Annotated in this window: 8 protein-coding genes; 6 read left to right on the top strand and 2 right to left on the bottom strand. The window is 70.9% G+C overall.

The window, feature by feature from the left end; genetic code table 11:
- Positions 1-45: 45 nt before the first annotated feature.
- Together GD1_RS15110 and ypfJ are read right to left on the bottom strand one after the other, a co-directional pair.
- Positions 46-1689 carry a DUF885 domain-containing protein gene (locus GD1_RS15110; RefSeq protein ID WP_059037920.1) on the bottom strand — a complete coding sequence of 548 codons (1644 nt, stop codon included), beginning with the start codon at positions 1687-1689 and terminating at the stop codon, positions 46-48.
- Entirely contained in the window at positions 1686-2558 is an 873-nt protein-coding gene (gene ypfJ / locus GD1_RS15105) for a KPN_02809 family neutral zinc metallopeptidase (protein ID WP_059037918.1), read from the bottom strand. Before ypfJ ends, GD1_RS15110 begins: the two co-directional genes overlap by 4 nt.
- Before the next feature lie 227 nt (positions 2559-2785).
- Here ypfJ and aspS point away from each other — a divergent pair, with 227 nt between their 5' ends.
- From aspS to GD1_RS15075, 6 genes are all read left to right on the top strand, one after another.
- Positions 2786-4651 (top strand): aspartate--tRNA ligase, encoded by a 1866-nt coding sequence (gene aspS / locus GD1_RS15100; protein ID WP_059037916.1) that lies wholly within the window; start codon positions 2786-2788, stop codon positions 4649-4651.
- 182 nt (positions 4652-4833) lie between these two features.
- Complete coding sequence (locus GD1_RS15095) at positions 4834-8301, top strand: transglutaminase family protein (protein ID WP_059037914.1); 3468 nt, start codon at positions 4834-4836, stop codon at positions 8299-8301.
- Positions 8298-11051, top strand: a complete 2754-nt coding sequence (locus tag GD1_RS15090) for a circularly permuted type 2 ATP-grasp protein (protein WP_059037912.1) — start codon at positions 8298-8300, stop codon at positions 11049-11051. Before GD1_RS15095 ends, GD1_RS15090 begins: the two co-directional genes overlap by 4 nt.
- Positions 11048-12076, top strand: a complete 1029-nt coding sequence (locus GD1_RS15085; RefSeq protein ID WP_083534234.1) for a transglutaminase family protein — start codon at positions 11048-11050, stop codon at positions 12074-12076. The genes GD1_RS15090 and GD1_RS15085 overlap by 4 nt, the downstream gene beginning before the upstream one ends.
- A gap of 100 nt (positions 12077-12176) precedes the next feature.
- Complete coding sequence (locus GD1_RS15080) at positions 12177-13379, top strand: hypothetical protein (RefSeq protein WP_059037910.1); 1203 nt, start codon at positions 12177-12179, stop codon at positions 13377-13379.
- An 8-nt stretch (positions 13380-13387) separates the two neighbouring features.
- Positions 13388-14941 (top strand): replication-associated recombination protein A, encoded by a 1554-nt coding sequence (locus GD1_RS15075; protein WP_083534232.1) that lies wholly within the window; start codon positions 13388-13390, stop codon positions 14939-14941.
- Positions 14942-14943 lie beyond the last annotated feature (2 nt).

The following is a 14943-nucleotide window of genomic DNA, read 5'->3' as shown; positions in this document are numbered from 1 at the left end:
GGCGACCACCTCGGAGGCCGGTCACCCACACACTCGGCCGAGACGCTACGACATCTCCGCGGCGAGGACGTCCAGACCGACCCCGCCGAGTGCGAGTGCGTGCGTGTGGAAGTCCTTGAGCGACCAGTCCGGATGTGTCGCGAGCGAGGCCGAACGGATCTGCTGCCACACCCGCTGACCCAGCGCATACGACGGCGCCTGGCCCGGCCAGCCCAGGTAGCGGTCGAGCTCGAACCGCAACACCGTACGGTCCATCGCGACCGACGCGGTGAGGAACTGCCACGCCTTGTCGGCGTCCCAGATCCCGCCCCCGACGGCGGCCGGGGCGGGCAGACCACAGTGCACACCGATGTCGACGACGACGCGTGCGGCCCGAAGCCGTTGGGAATCCAGCATTCCCATCCGATCGCCCGGGTCGCCGAGCCAACCGAGCTCGGCCATCAGGCGTTCGGCGTAGAGCGCCCAGCCCTCACCGTGTCCCGACGTGAACGACGCCAGTTTGCGCCACGAGTTCAAGGTGTCGTCGGTGATCGCCGACCCCAACTGCAGGTGATGGCCGGGCACGCCCTCGTGGTAGACGGTGGTCTTCTCCTGCCAGGTGTGGAAGACGGTCTGGCCGGGCGGAACCGCCCACCACATCCGGCCCGGACGGGACAGATCGGCGCTCGGCTGCGTGTAGTAGATGATCCCCGTCGACGACGGCGCGAGCCGGCATTCCAGGCGGGTCAACCGGGCCGGGATGTCGAAATGGGTTCCGGCCAGCCCGGCGACCGCGGCGTCGGACGTCTCCTGCATCCAGTCGACGAAGAGGTGTTTGTCGGTGATCTGGTAGCGGGGGTCCTCGTCGAGATGGGCCAATGCGTCGGGGATGGTGCCACCGGGCACCAGTTCGGCGGCGATCGCACGCTGCTCGGCGGTGATCTCCCCGAGCCGCCCCAGCGCCCAGGCGTACGCCTCGTCGGGATCGATGTCGGTGCCCAGATAGTGCGCCAGCTGGGGGAGATACCTCTCGCGGCCCACCGCGTCGGTCTCGGAGGCCTCGGGCAGCACCCGGACGCGCAGGTGCTCGGCCAGGGCCGAGAACGCCGCACCGGCACGCGCGGTGGCGGCGGCCAGATCGGCCGACACCGCCGGATCGTCGGCGAACGGGGCGGTGTTCACCGACACCGCACCGATCGCGTCGTCGGCCTGTCCCGCAACGAGTTCCACCTGACGGCGGGCGAACACCGGGCCGTGCGCCAGGCGGTGGTCGAGACCGGCGATCACCGTCTCCACACAGGCGGGCACCGCATCGAGGCGGGCGACCATGTCCCGGCGGCCCTGCTCGGTGTCGGCCGACATCAGATCGAACACGTCGCGGATCGCCTGCAGAGGAGAGGCGATCACATTGCATGCGCCGGTCACCTCACCGGCGTCGACGAGGGCCAGCTCGCGGCGCACCGACGCCGACATGGTCGCGACGGTCACGCGGTCGACATCGTCGACCACCGTGACCGAGCCCAACGCCGACAACACCGCCCGGGCATGCCCGGCACGTTCGGCGACGGCGTCGGGGGAGAAGTCGGGGAGTTCCGCATCGTGGCCGGCGAAGCCGAGTTCGGTCGAGAGCACCGGATCGTGGGCGGCCGTCGTCTGCAGGTACTCGTCGGCGATCGCGTCGACCGCGCTGGGATGTCGGGACACGGTCACAGGTCGTTGGTGGCGAAGGTGTCGCAGCGCTTGGGATCGCCGCTCTGGTATCCGACCATGAACCAGCGGGCGCGCTGCTCGGCCGACCCGTGGGTCCAGCCCTCCGGGTTGGAGTTGGAACCCTGGATGGTGTCGTCGCCGATCGCCTTCGCGGTCTGGATCACGCCCTGGATCTCCTGCTGGGAGATCGTCTGCACGCCGAACTGTCCGTCGCTCACGTCGTCGGCATGGTTGGCCCACACCCCGGCCAGGCAGTCGGCCTGCAACTCCACCCGCACCGACCCCGACCGCGGGCCCTGCGAGCCGAGCTGCTGCCCTTTGCGCAGGGCGCCGGTGAGATTCTGCACGTGATGCCCGTACTCGTGGGCCACCACGTACTCCTGGGCGAGGGCGCCGTTGCTGCCGCCCATCTGCTCCAGCGTGGCGAAGAAGCTCGGGTCGAAGTAGGCGGTCTGGTCGGCCGGGCAGTAGAACGGGCCGGTCGACGACGACGCCGCACCGCATGCGGTGTTCACCGAACCGTCGAAGATGATCGTCTGGGGCGGGGTGTAGTTCGACATCAGCGTCGGCCACACGTCGTCGAGGCTGTTGGTGGTCGCCACGATCCGGCAGATCTCGTCACCCTGATTGGCCTTCTCGACGGTGCACGCCGCGATGTGCTGATCGATCTGCGACGTCGAGGCGCTGTTCGTCGACGACCCGGTCCCGCCACCCATGATGTCGCCGGGATTGATCCCGAACAGCAATGCCACGATCGTGATGATCAGACCCGCACCGCCGCCGAGCGCGATCCGGCCGCCCCCGCCACCGCCCCCGCCGCCACCGGAGACGTTCCCGGTGTCGAGTGGACCGCTGCCCTGAAAAGTCATGGCGCAAGAGTACCGAGATGCACCCACCCGACCGGGACATTGCAACCGATCGAAACGGACGCGTCGCGCACCACCGCCGAAGCGTGTCGGCAGGCCCGGACGACCGGGTGACCGGACGACTTGAGGGGCTACGTACGATTGATCGCGGGTGCGTGCGCCCACCACCCGGTGTGAACCGGGGTGTCGGTGTCGCCCCACGTCGATTGTCCCGCCCCGAAAGGACTCCAGTGCTCCGCACGCATCTCGCCGGTTCCCTGCGTCGCGCCGACGCCGCGCAGACCGTCACCGTCGCCGGCTGGGTTGCCCGCCGCCGCGACCATGGTGGTGTGGTGTTCATCGACCTTCGGGACAGCTCCGGGCTGGTCCAGGTGGTGTTCCGCGACGAGTCGGTCGCCGCCGTCGCCCACAAGCTCCGCGCCGAGTACTGCATCGCCGTCACCGGTGTCGTCGAGGTCCGTCCCGAGGGCAGCGAGAACGCCAACCTGCCGTCCGGCGAGATCGAGATCAACGCCGTGTCCCTCGAGGTGCTCAACGAGTCCGCGCCGCTGCCGTTCCAGCTGGACGAGCAGCCCGGCGAGGAGGCGCGCCTGCGCTACCGCTACCTGGATCTGCGTCGTGAGCGCCCGGGCGCCGCGCTGCGTCTGCGTTCCAAGGTCTCCGCCGCCGCCCGCGGGGTGCTGCTGGCCCGCGACTTCGTCGAGATCGAGACCCCCACCCTGACCCGGTCCACCCCCGAGGGTGCCCGCGACTTCCTGGTCCCGGCGCGTCTGCAGCCGGGCAACTTCTACGCCCTGCCGCAGAGCCCGCAGCTGTTCAAGCAGCTGCTGATGGTGGCGGGGATGGAGCGCTACTTCCAGATCGCCCGCTGCTATCGCGACGAGGACTTCCGCGCCGACCGCCAGCCCGAGTTCACCCAGCTCGACATCGAGATGAGCTTCGTCGACCAGGACGACGTGATCAGCGTGGCCGAGGAGATCCTGGTCGCCCTGTGGCGCCTGATCGGCGTCGAGCTGACCACCCCGATCCCGCGGATGACCTATGCCGAGGCCATGCGCCGCTACGGTAGCGACAAGCCCGATCTGCGCTTCGACATCGAGCTCGTCGAGTGCACCGAGTACTTCGCCGACACCCCGTTCCGCGTGTTCCAGGCGCCCTACGTCGGGGCGGTGGTCATGCCCGGCGGTGCGTCGCAGCCGCGTCGCACCCTCGACGCCTGGCAGGAATGGGCCAAGCAGCGCGGCGCCAAGGGTCTGGCCTACGTGCTGATCGGTGAGGACGGCACCCTCGGTGGTCCGGTCGCCAAGAACCTGTCCGACGCCGAGCGCGAGAACCTCGCCGCCCATGTCGGCGCCGAGCCCGGCGACTGCGTGTTCTTCGCCGCCGGACCGGCCAAGGCGCAGCGCGCGCTGCTCGGTGCCGCCCGCGGTGAGATCGCCACCCGCCTCGGACTGATCCCGCCGGCCGGTGAGCCGGTCGACCCGGCCACCGCCGACTGGGCGTTCGTGTGGGTCGTCGACGCCCCGCTGTTCGAGCCCGCCGACGACGCGACCGCCTCCGGTGACGTCGCCGTCGGCTCCGGCGCCTGGACCGCGGTGCACCATGCGTTCACCGCACCCACCCCGGATTCGCTCGAGCACCTCGAGTCCGACCCCGGCGCCGCCTTGGCCTATGCCTACGACATCGTCTGCAACGGCAACGAGATCGGTGGCGGATCGATCCGTATCCACCGTCGTGACGTGCAGGAACGGGTCTTCGAGATCATGGGTATCGGCCACGAGGAAGCACAGGAGAAGTTCGGCTTCCTGCTCGACGCCTTCGCCTACGGTGCCCCGCCGCACGGCGGCCTCGCCTTCGGCTGGGACCGCATCACCGCGCTGCTGGCCGGGGAGTCGTCGATCCGTGAGGTCATCGCCTTCCCGAAGTCCGGCGGCGGTGTCGACCCGCTGACCGACGCCCCGGCGGCGATCACCCCGCAGCAGCGCAAGGAGTCGGGTATCGACGCCAAGCCGGTGATCCGCGGGGCACAGGCCGCCGACGGTGCACCCGGGGCCGACGGTGCCGCCGACGCCGAGCCCGCGGCCACCAAGGCCTGATCGACGGCCGGCCTGACACCATCGCGGGTCTGATCCCCGCATCGTTTCACCGCCTCACCGGTGTCGGACACCTCGTCCGGCACCGGTGACGCATCTCTCCCGGCAGGCGCCCGGACGGTATCTGTGATGAGATCTTTCGTCATGGGGATTCGTATGTCCGAGACCACATCCGGGAGGCCCTCATGACCATCAAGGTGGCTCTCGAGCACCGGACCAGCTATGCCTTCGACCGTCCGGTCAAGATCTTCCCGCACGTCGTGAGGCTGCGACCGGCGCCGCACTCGCGTACGCCGATCGAGGCCTACTCGCTGAAAGTCGAACCGGCAGAACACTTCCTGAACTGGCAGCAGGACGCGTTCAGCAACTACCTCGGTCGTCTGGTGTTCCCGAAACCGTCGACGTCACTGTCGATCACGGTCAACCTGATCGCCGATCTGACCGCGATCAACCCGTTCGACTTCTTCATCGAGGAGTGGGCCGAGCACTACGGGTTCGCCTACCCCGACGACCTGCTCACCGATCTGGAGGCCTACCTGCGGCCGATCGGTGTCACCACCGGCGAGTTCGCCGGGGCACCGATCCATCCGGAGGTCGCCGCCTTCGCCGCCGAGCACAAGCCCACCCGCAGGATCCGGACCATCGACTTCCTGGTCGCGATCAACCAGGCCGTGCAGCAGGCGGTCGGATACACCGTGCGGCTCGAGCAGGGGGTACAGACCCCCGAGCACACGCTGACCTCGGCGATCGGGTCGTGCCGCGACTCGGCCTGGCTGCTGGTCGCGCTGCTGCGGGAACTCGGCCTGGCCGCCCGGTTCGTCTCCGGCTACCTGGTGCAGCTGACCTCCGACATCCGTTCGATCGACGGGCCGTCGGGCCCCGACGCCGACTTCACCGACCTGCACGCCTGGACCGAGGTGTACCTGCCGGGCGCGGGCTGGGTGGGTATGGATCCCACCTCCGGGCTGTTCGCGGGGGAGGGCCACATCCCGCTCGCCGCGACGCCGAGTCCGGGTGCGGCGGCACCGATCTCGGGGACCACCGGCAAATGCCATGCCACCCTGGACTTCTCCAACACCGTCGCCCGGTTCCACGAGGATCCGCGGGTCACCTTGCCCTACACCGATTCCCAGTGGGCCGGCGTGGTGTCGCTGGGGGCGCAGGTGGATGCGACGATGGCCGCGAACGACGTACGCCTGACGATGGGCGGCGAACCGACGTTCGTCTCCATCGACAACCAGACCGACGCCGAATGGACCACCGCCGCCGACGGCCCGCACAAGCGCGAACGTGCATCGGCACTGACCGCCCGCCTGTACGAGGACTATGCCCCGCAGGGGCTGGTGCAACGCAGCCAGGGCAAGTGGTATCCGGGAGAACCGTTGCCGCGCTGGCAGATCGCCATCATGTGGCGCGCCGACGGCCGGCCGGTATGGACCCGCCCCGAACTGCTCGCCGACCCGTGGGCGAGCCGCGCCGACGCCGTCGAGTCGATCGCCACCGAGACCGCCGGTCCGGCCCCCACCGCGGCTGCGGCGGTCGCCGCGGAGAAGCTACTCGGTGTGATCGCCGCCCGGCTGGGGCTGCCCGACACCCAGGTGATGCCCGCCTACGAGGATCCGCTCGTCCGGATGCGTGAGCTGTCGGCGATGCCGCCGGGCGATCCCGGCATGGACCCCACCACGCCCACCGCCCGGGCCTTCGCCCGCGCCGAGGCCGCCGTCGAGATCGACGACCCCGACGCCGACATCCCGCCGATCGCCGACGACACGCAGGCCCGCCGTGCGCTGCTGGCCCGCCTGGACGCCTCGGTCGCCGACCCGACCGCCTACGTGCTGCCGCTGAGCCGCTCCGAGGACGGCACCGCATGGCACAGTGCGCGCTGGACCACCCGCCGCGAGCGGCTGGTACTCACCGCGGGCACCTCACCGGCCGGTCTGCGGCTGCCGCTGAACTCGCTGTCGTGGGGTCCGGCGCCGGTGATGTTCGAGGCCGATCCCTCGGCCCGCCACGACGCGCTGCCCGACGACCCGACCGCGGCGCTGGGCCACACCGTCATCGCCATGGACCCGGCGGCGTTCATCCCGCGCACCGCGGTGGTCGCCGAACAGCGCGGCGACACCATGTTCGTGTTCCTGCCGCCGACGTCGACACTCGAGGAGTACCTCGCGATCATCGGGATGATCGAGGACGCCGCCGCGCAGACGTCGACCCCGGTGGTGATCGAGGGTTACGGTCCGCCCGCCGACCCGCGTCTGACCACCCTCACCGTCACCCCGGACCCGGGCGTGATCGAGGTCAACATCCAGCCGACGTCGAGCTTCGCCGAACAGTCGGAGCTGCTGGCCTCGCTCTACGAGCACGCCCGGCATGCGCGGCTGGGCACCGAGACCTTCGATCTCGACGGCAGCCACGGCGGCACCGGCGGTGGCAACCACATCACCCTCGGCGGCACCACCCCGGCCGACTCGCCGATGCTGCGGCGCCCGGATCTGCTGGTGTCGATGCTGACCTACTGGCAGCGGCATCCGGCGCTGTCCTATCTGTTCAGCGGCAAGTTCATCGGCACCACCTCGCAGGCGCCGCGGGCCGACGAGGGTCGCGAGTCGGCGCTCTACGAGATGGAGATCGCCTTCGCCGAGATCGACCGGCTGGCGGCCACCGCAGCCGACGGCGGGGTCGCCGACGCGCCGCCGAACCCGTGGGTCACCGACCGTGCGCTGCGGCATCTGCTCACCGACATCACCGGAAACACCCACCGCGCCGAGTTCTGTATCGACAAGCTCTACAGCCCCGACTCGCCGCGCGGGCGGCTCGGGCTGCTGGAGCTGCGCGGCTTCGAGATGCCGCCGCATCACCAGATGGCGATGGTGCAGTCGTTGCTGGTGCGCGCCCTGGTGTCGTGGTTCTGGGAACGTCCGTACCGGGCACGGCTGATCCGGCACGGCGCGGATCTGCACGGCAAATACCTGCTGCCGCACCACATCATCTCCGACATCGCGCAGGTCGCCGAGGAACTGCGGATCGCCGGCTACGGCTTCGACACCTCGTGGCTCGACCCGTTCACCGAGTTCCGCTTCCCGCGCCTGGGCACCGTGCAGATCCGCGACCACGAGGTGGAGCTGCGCGGGGCGATCGAACCCTGGAACACCCTCGGCGAGGAATCCACCGGAACCGGCACCGCCCGCTACGTCGACTCGTCGATCGAACGGGTCCAGGTGCGGGTCACCGGCAGCACCGACGAGCGCTTCCTGCTCACCTGCAACGGATACCCGGTACCGCTGGCCGGTACCGGCCGCGCCGGTGAACGGGTGGCCGGGATCCGGTTCCGGGCATGGCAGCCGCCCAGTGCGCTGCACCCGACCATCAGCATCGACACCCCGCTCACCTTCGACCTGGTGGATCTGGCCACCGGGCGGTCCGTCGGCGGCGCCACCTATCACGTGGTGCACCCCGGCGGCCGCGCCTACGACCGGCCGCCGGTCAACGCCGTGGAGGCCGAGTCACGCCGCAACGGACGCTTCGAGGCCACCGGATTCACCGGCGGCAGCATCGACGTCGGAGTGCTGCGGGAGCGTGCCGCACGCGCCGCCGTCGACGCCGGGGTCCCGGCGATCCTCGATCTACGTCGGGCACGTACAGTTCTCCGGTGACCGTTTCTGCGGGTGGCCGGCTACCCGCGGTGTTCGACAGATACCGCTCCGACGGCTACGCGTTGTTCGACCTCGAGCAGCTCGACGGGGCCGGTCTGCCGGCCGCCGCAGGTGGGACGCACTACGACGAGATGCTCGACGCGTCCGGGGCGATCCGTCCCGCGTGGGACGAGCTGGTGGCCGGGTACGGCCTGCGCGGTGACGCGCGACTACGGGCCGCGGCCGCCTCGCTGGCGACCGCCGCCAGCGACGAGGGCGTCATCTACAACGCCGTCGTCGACGAGCAGACCGTGCCGCGGCCGTGGCAGATCGACGCCGTGCCGCTGATCGTCGACGGCGTCGAGTGGGCGGGCCTGGAGAAGGCCATCATCCAGCGGTCGATGCTGCTCGACCGCATCCTGCGCGACATCTACGGCGATCAGCGTCTGATCAGCACCGGACTGATCCCGCCCGAGATGGTGTTCGCCCACCCCGGCTACATCCGCAAGGCCGCCCGGCTCGAGGTCGCCGGGCCGCACGCCCTGTTCCAGCACGCGGTGGACGTGGGCCGGCTGCCCGACGGCCGATTCGTCGCCTACGCCGACCGCGCCCAGGCGCCGTCCGGGATGGGCTTCGCGATCATCGACCGGCGGCTGGTGTCGCGGAGTTTCCCGCAGCTGTTCCAGGCGTGCGCACCGCGGCCGATGGCGACCTTCGCCGGCACCCTGCGGCTGGCGCTGTTCGACTACGCCCCGCCCGGCGTCGACGACCCGACGGTCGCCGTACTGAGCCCCGGAAGCATGTCCGAGACCGCCTTCGACCAGGCGTATCTGGCTGCGGTGCTCGGTTTCCCGCTGGTCGAGGGCGCCGACCTGATCGTCCGCGACGGCACCCTCTACATGCGGTCGCTGGGCAAGTTCAAACGTGTCGACGTGCTGCTGCGCCGCGTCGACGCCGCCTACACCGACCCGCTCGACCTGCGCACCGACTCCCGGCTGGGCGTCGCCGGTCTGGTCGAGGCCATCTCACGGGGCACCGTCACCGTGCTCAACACCCTCGGCAGCGGGGTCCTGCAGAACCCCGCCCTGCACACCGTGCTCGACCGGGTCGCCCCGGTGCTGCTCGACGAGGAGCTGGCGCTGCCCTCGGTGCCGACCCTGTGGGGCGGCGAGGAGTTGCAACTGTCCAAGATCGTCGCCGACCTCGACACGCTGGTGCTGACCAACATCCGCACCGGCGAGGAGATCATCGGACCGGCGCTCGACGCCGCGCGCGCCGAGACCACCCGCGCCCGGGTGCGCGCACACGGCGGGGAGTGGGCCGCCCGGCGCGTCGAATGCTATTCGCTGGCCCCCACCCTCACGCCCGGTCGGACCGGGGGACGCGCACCCGGCACGCTGCGGGCCGCACCGGTGTCGATCCGCGCGTTCAGCGTCGCGCAGGGTCCCACCTATGCGGTGATGCCCGGCGGGCTCGGCGCGGTCCTCGCCGACGGGATCGACGGCGCGGCCATGCACACCGTCGCCGCCAAGGACGTGTGGGTCACCAATTCCGATGTCGGCGGCCATGTCTCGCGCCGTTCGGAGTCGCGTGTCGAACCGGCCGACGAGGTCATCGCGATCGGCGGCGACCCGCAGGCGGTGTCGCAGTATTTCGACGCGGTCGCCGCGACCAGCCCGCGTGTGCTGGCCGACATGTTCTGGTTCGGTCGCTACGGCGAACGCACCGAGATGGTGACCCGGCTGACCAAGGTCGCCCGGGAGCGATACCAGGACTTCCAGTACCGCCCGTGGATGAACGGCACCGCCGCCGTCCCGCTGCTGCTGCACGGTGTGGCCACCGTCACCGGCACCGCCGAGCACCTGCACACCGCCGACCTCCTCGTCGACGACCTCACCCGCCAGCCCGCACCCGAACAGGTCGACGACGCGATCGAGAAGATCACCGCGCTGACCATCGACGCCGAGGTGCCCGGGACGGTGGCGCATGCCGTGGACCATGTGATCGCCGCCGCCCGCGCGGTCCGCGACCAGATGTCGACGTCCACCTGGATGGTGCTCACCCCGATGGAACGCAGCCTGCAGACCCTGTCGCGGCAGGTGTCGCGGGCCGGCGGGCCGGGCACCCAGGGCGGCGGGCCCGGCGATGCCGCACTCGACCTCACCCCGGATCTGGCGCGCACCCACGAGGAGATCCTGCACGGGGCGCTCGGGCTGTCGGGGTTGCAGGCGGAGTCGATGGTGCACGACGCGGCCTGGCTGCTGATGGACCTCGGCCGCCGGATCGAACGGGCGATCACGCTCGCCGACCTGGCCGCCGCGCTGTTCGCCGCCGAACAGCCGGCCGCCGTCGAGCAGGGGCTGATGGAGTCGTTCCTGATCGCCAACGAGTCGGCGGTGATCTACCGGCGACGCAGCCGCGGCCTCTACCAGTTGATGTCGGTGGTGCAGCTGGTGTTCTTCGACGAGTCCAACCCGCGTGCCATGATCTATCAGCTCGACCGCATGCGGCAGGATCTGGTCGCGCTGCCCGAACCGTTGCGGTCGGCGTCGGCCGAGCGCACCCTCGAGGACATGACCGCGGCGCTGCGTCGGTCGGACCCGGCCGACCTCGTCGCCCTCGACGACGACCGGCAGCGGTCGGACCTGGTCGAGCTGACGACCGGACTGCGTGAAGGAGCCCGTGAGCTGTCCGACACGATGAACCGCACGCGCTTCGCCCCGCCGCCGCCCGCGCAGCCGATCTGGGGTTTCGGCGGTGGTGATTCGTGAGCGTGCCCAGTACCGGTGCGGCGCCGACCCGGCGATACCGGGTGATCCACACCACCCGCTACACCTACGACGGCGTGGTCTCGTCGTCCTACGGCCGCTGTTATCTGACGCCGCGTGAACTGCCCGGTCAACGGGTGGTCCGCTCGGAGGTCCGGATCGACCCCGAACCCGACGACCGCTCCACCGGCCTGGACGTCTACGGCAACATCGACACCTACTTCCACGTGCGCACCCCGCACAGCGTGCTGGAGGTCTCCGGGGTCTCGGTGGTCGACGTCGACCCGATCGATCAGGGACTGCTGGTGTCGGCGGCCGCCCGCACCCCGTGGGAACAGGCCCGCCCGGCGGTGCTCGGCGCCGGGGTGGCCGCCGAGTTCACCTACGACCTCGACCCGCCCGAGATCACCCCGGCCGTCGCCGACTACGCCCGTGCGGTGTTCACCCCGGGGCGGCCCCTGGTGGAGGCCGTCACCGACCTGACCTCGCGGATCTTCCACGACTTCACCTACCGGTCGGGGTCGACGGCCATCTCCACCCGCGTCGACACCGTGATGGCCCGCCGCGAGGGGGTGTGCCAGGACTTCGCCCGCGTCGCGCTCGCCTGCCTGCGGTCGGTGGGGCTGGCCGGCCGCTACGAGTCCGGATATCTGGCCACCGACCCGCCGCCCGGCCGGGAACGGATCTTCGGGGCCGACGCCAGCCATGCCTGGGCGGCGGTCTGGCTGCCCGACGACCGGTGGCTGCCGTTCGACCCGACCAACGACAAACTCGTCGACGAGCGGCATGTCACGGTGGCGTGGGGGCGTGACTACGACGACGTGCCGCCGCTGCGCGGGGTGATCTACACCGACGCGACGAGCAGCGAGATCGAGGTGTCGGTGGACGTGTGCCCGCTCGCCGAGTGCGACCCCGGAACACCGGCCGTCGGTGCCGGTGGGGTGCCGGACGCGCCGGTCGCCGATCCCGTTCCCGACGGCGATCCCGGCCTGGTCGACGACGCCGCCGCGGGCCCGGTCACGGGCTGATCGCGAGCCGATCGCAGGACGCTCACACGTCATCCGATCGAGCGTGAAAGTCCGTGCGCCGTGTCGTTTGTCGGCGCGATTGGGTACCGTGGGGGATGCCATGACGGTCATCACAGAGAGCCGCACCACGAGCGTGGTGCGAGCCGCAGAGGCCCTGCTGTCCCATCGAGCCGGATCCCCGGTCGTCCTCGCGGACCCGGAGGACCTCGGTGGAAGTGGTCGTACCACGGTGATCCGGGCCCGGGTGGCCCAGAACCCGCTGTCGCTCGACCGCACCCTGGTGATCAAGGCCCTGCCCGAGCACGAGGATCCGCGCGCCTTCCACCGCGAGATCGCGTCCTACAAGTACGCCACCGCACTGCCCACCGAGTCCCGGCCGGGACCGCAGCTGATCGCCTCCGATCCGGATGCGCTGCTGATGGTGCTGTCGGATCTGGGTCGCGGGAACGCGATGACCGCCCTGCTGTCGGGCACCGACGTCGTCGAGATCTCCCGCGCGCTGAGCGCGTGGGGACAGGCGCTCGGCCGGATGCATGCGGCGACCGTCGGTGGTGAAGGTGACTTCCAGGCGCTCGTCCGGCGCGGCCCCAAGGGCGCCCAGGGACGCGACATCCTCCGCGACGAGGCGCATCGCGCGGTGCGGGTGGCCCACAGCCGGGCCGCCGACCTCGGGGTCGACCTCGGCGCGGCGGTCGGTGCGGCCTTCGACGAGGCCTGCGAACTGTTCGACGGCGGCGAGTACCGGGCGTTCAGCCCGTCGGACGTCGGCCCGGAGAACATCCTGCTCAACGACGCGGGCGTGCAGTTCATGGACTACGAGTGGGGCGGCTTCCGCGATGCCGGCCTCGACATCGCCTATGCGCTGGTCACCTTCCCGGCCGGACTCGGCCCGCAGGCCCTCGACCGTCGCCGCGATCTCGAGACCGCCGTGGTGGAGGCCTGGCGGTCGGAGGTCATCGCGATCTGGCCCGCCCTGCAGCGTGACCGCGAGGTGGAGCGCCGCATCCTGATCGCACGCCTGCTGTGGGTGTGGCTGTCGACGGTGTGGATGCTGCCCGACGACGTCGACGACGATGTGGCCGACACCGAGGACGCCGTCGAGCCGACGATGGCCCATCTCGACGCCGCCGACGATGCGATGCCGTCGCGCTATGCCCACGACTGGGCTCTGCACACCAACGACCCGCGTGTGCTGGTGGCCCGCTGGACCGACCTGGCGGCATTCGCCCGCGGACACGACGATGCGATCGCCGAGTTCGCGGCGGCGGTCGGGGTGGCCCTGCACCGGACCTGGCTGTCCTGACGCAGGTGATGGACGGACTCTTCGACTCTCCCGACCCGACCGGACCGGCCGCCGCGGGTACCCCCGCGCCGGCAGCATCGTCGGCCACCGCACTCACCACGCCACCACCGCCGACGGCGCCGCTGGCGGTGCGGATGCGGCCACGGTCGCTCGACGAGATCGTCGGGCAGAAGCATCTGCTCGGCACCGGGTCGCCGCTACGACGCCTGATCAGCGGTGCGGGTGCCGCATCGGTGCTGCTGTACGGACCGCCGGGCACCGGCAAGACCACCATGGCGTCGCTGATCTCGATCGCCGCCGGCGGACGGTTCGAGGCGCTGTCGGCGCTGTCGGCAGGGGTCAAGGAGGTCCGCGCGGTCATCGAGGTGGCGCGCCGGCGTCTCGTCGACGGCGAACAGACCGTCCTGTTCATCGACGAGGTCCACCGTTTCTCCAAGACCCAGCAGGACGCCCTGCTCGACGCCGTCGAGAACCGGATCGTGCTGCTGGTCGCCGCGACCACCGAGAACCCGTCGTTCTCGGTGGTGTCGCCGCTGCTCTCGCGCTCGCTGGTGCTGCGGTTGCGGTCGCTGACCGACGACGACATCCGTGAGGTGCTGGTCCGGGCGGTGGCCGACGAGCGCGGGCTGGATGGTTCGGTGCGGGTCACCGACGCCGCCTACGACCATCTCGTCGCCGTCGCCGGGGGCGATGCCCGACGTGCGCTCACCGCCCTTGAGGCCGCCGCCGACGTCGTCTCGCGGGATGCCGACTCCACCGCCGGGAACCCGGACGCCGCCGAGCACCCGGACGCCGCCGAGCACTCCGATGACACCGGGGAGTCCGATGACACCGAGCACCCCGATGACACCGAGGAGTCCGTCGGCCCCGAGGCGTCCGATGGCACCGAGAACCCCGGCACCGAGCCGGATGTCCCGGTGGTCGACCTCGCCGACGTGGAGGCCGCGATCGACCGGGCCGCGGTGCGCTACGACCGTGCCGGTGACCAGCACTACGACGTCACCTCGGCGTTCATCAAGTCCATCCGCGGCTCCGACGTCGATGCCGCACTGCACTACCTGGCCCGGATGATCGCCGCGGGGGAGGACCCGCGGTTCATCGCACGCCGGCTGATGATCCACGCGAGCGAAGACGTCGGCATGGCCGACCCCACCGCCCTGCAGACCGCGGTGGCCGCCGCCCAGGTGGTGGCGCTGGTCGGGATGCCCGAGGCCCGCCTGGCCCTCGCCCAGGCCACCATCCATCTCGCCACCGCACCGAAGTCGGCGGGGGTGGTCTCGGCCATCGGGGCGGCGATCGCCGACGTCGAATCGGGCAAGGCGGGCGCGGTGCCCCCGCATCTGCGTGACGCGCACTACGCCGGTGCCAAGAAGATGGGCAGCGGCGTCGGCTACCGGTATCCGCACGACCATCCCGACGGGGTCGTGCCGCAGCAATATCCGCCTGACGACCTCGTCGGGACCGACTACTATCAGCCCACCGACCACGGCTTCGAACGCGAGATCGGGGCACGCCTGGGCAAGCTCCGATCGATCGTGCGCGGGGTTCGGCGACGCCGGTGACC

The sequence above is a fragment of the Gordonia desulfuricans NBRC 100010 genome (assembly GCF_001485495.1).
In the GTDB taxonomy this organism is placed as follows: Bacteria; Actinomycetota; Actinomycetes; order Mycobacteriales; family Mycobacteriaceae; genus Gordonia; species Gordonia desulfuricans.
The sequence above is the reverse complement of the archived record's forward strand: the minus strand, read 5'-3'. Positions and strand labels throughout refer to the sequence as shown.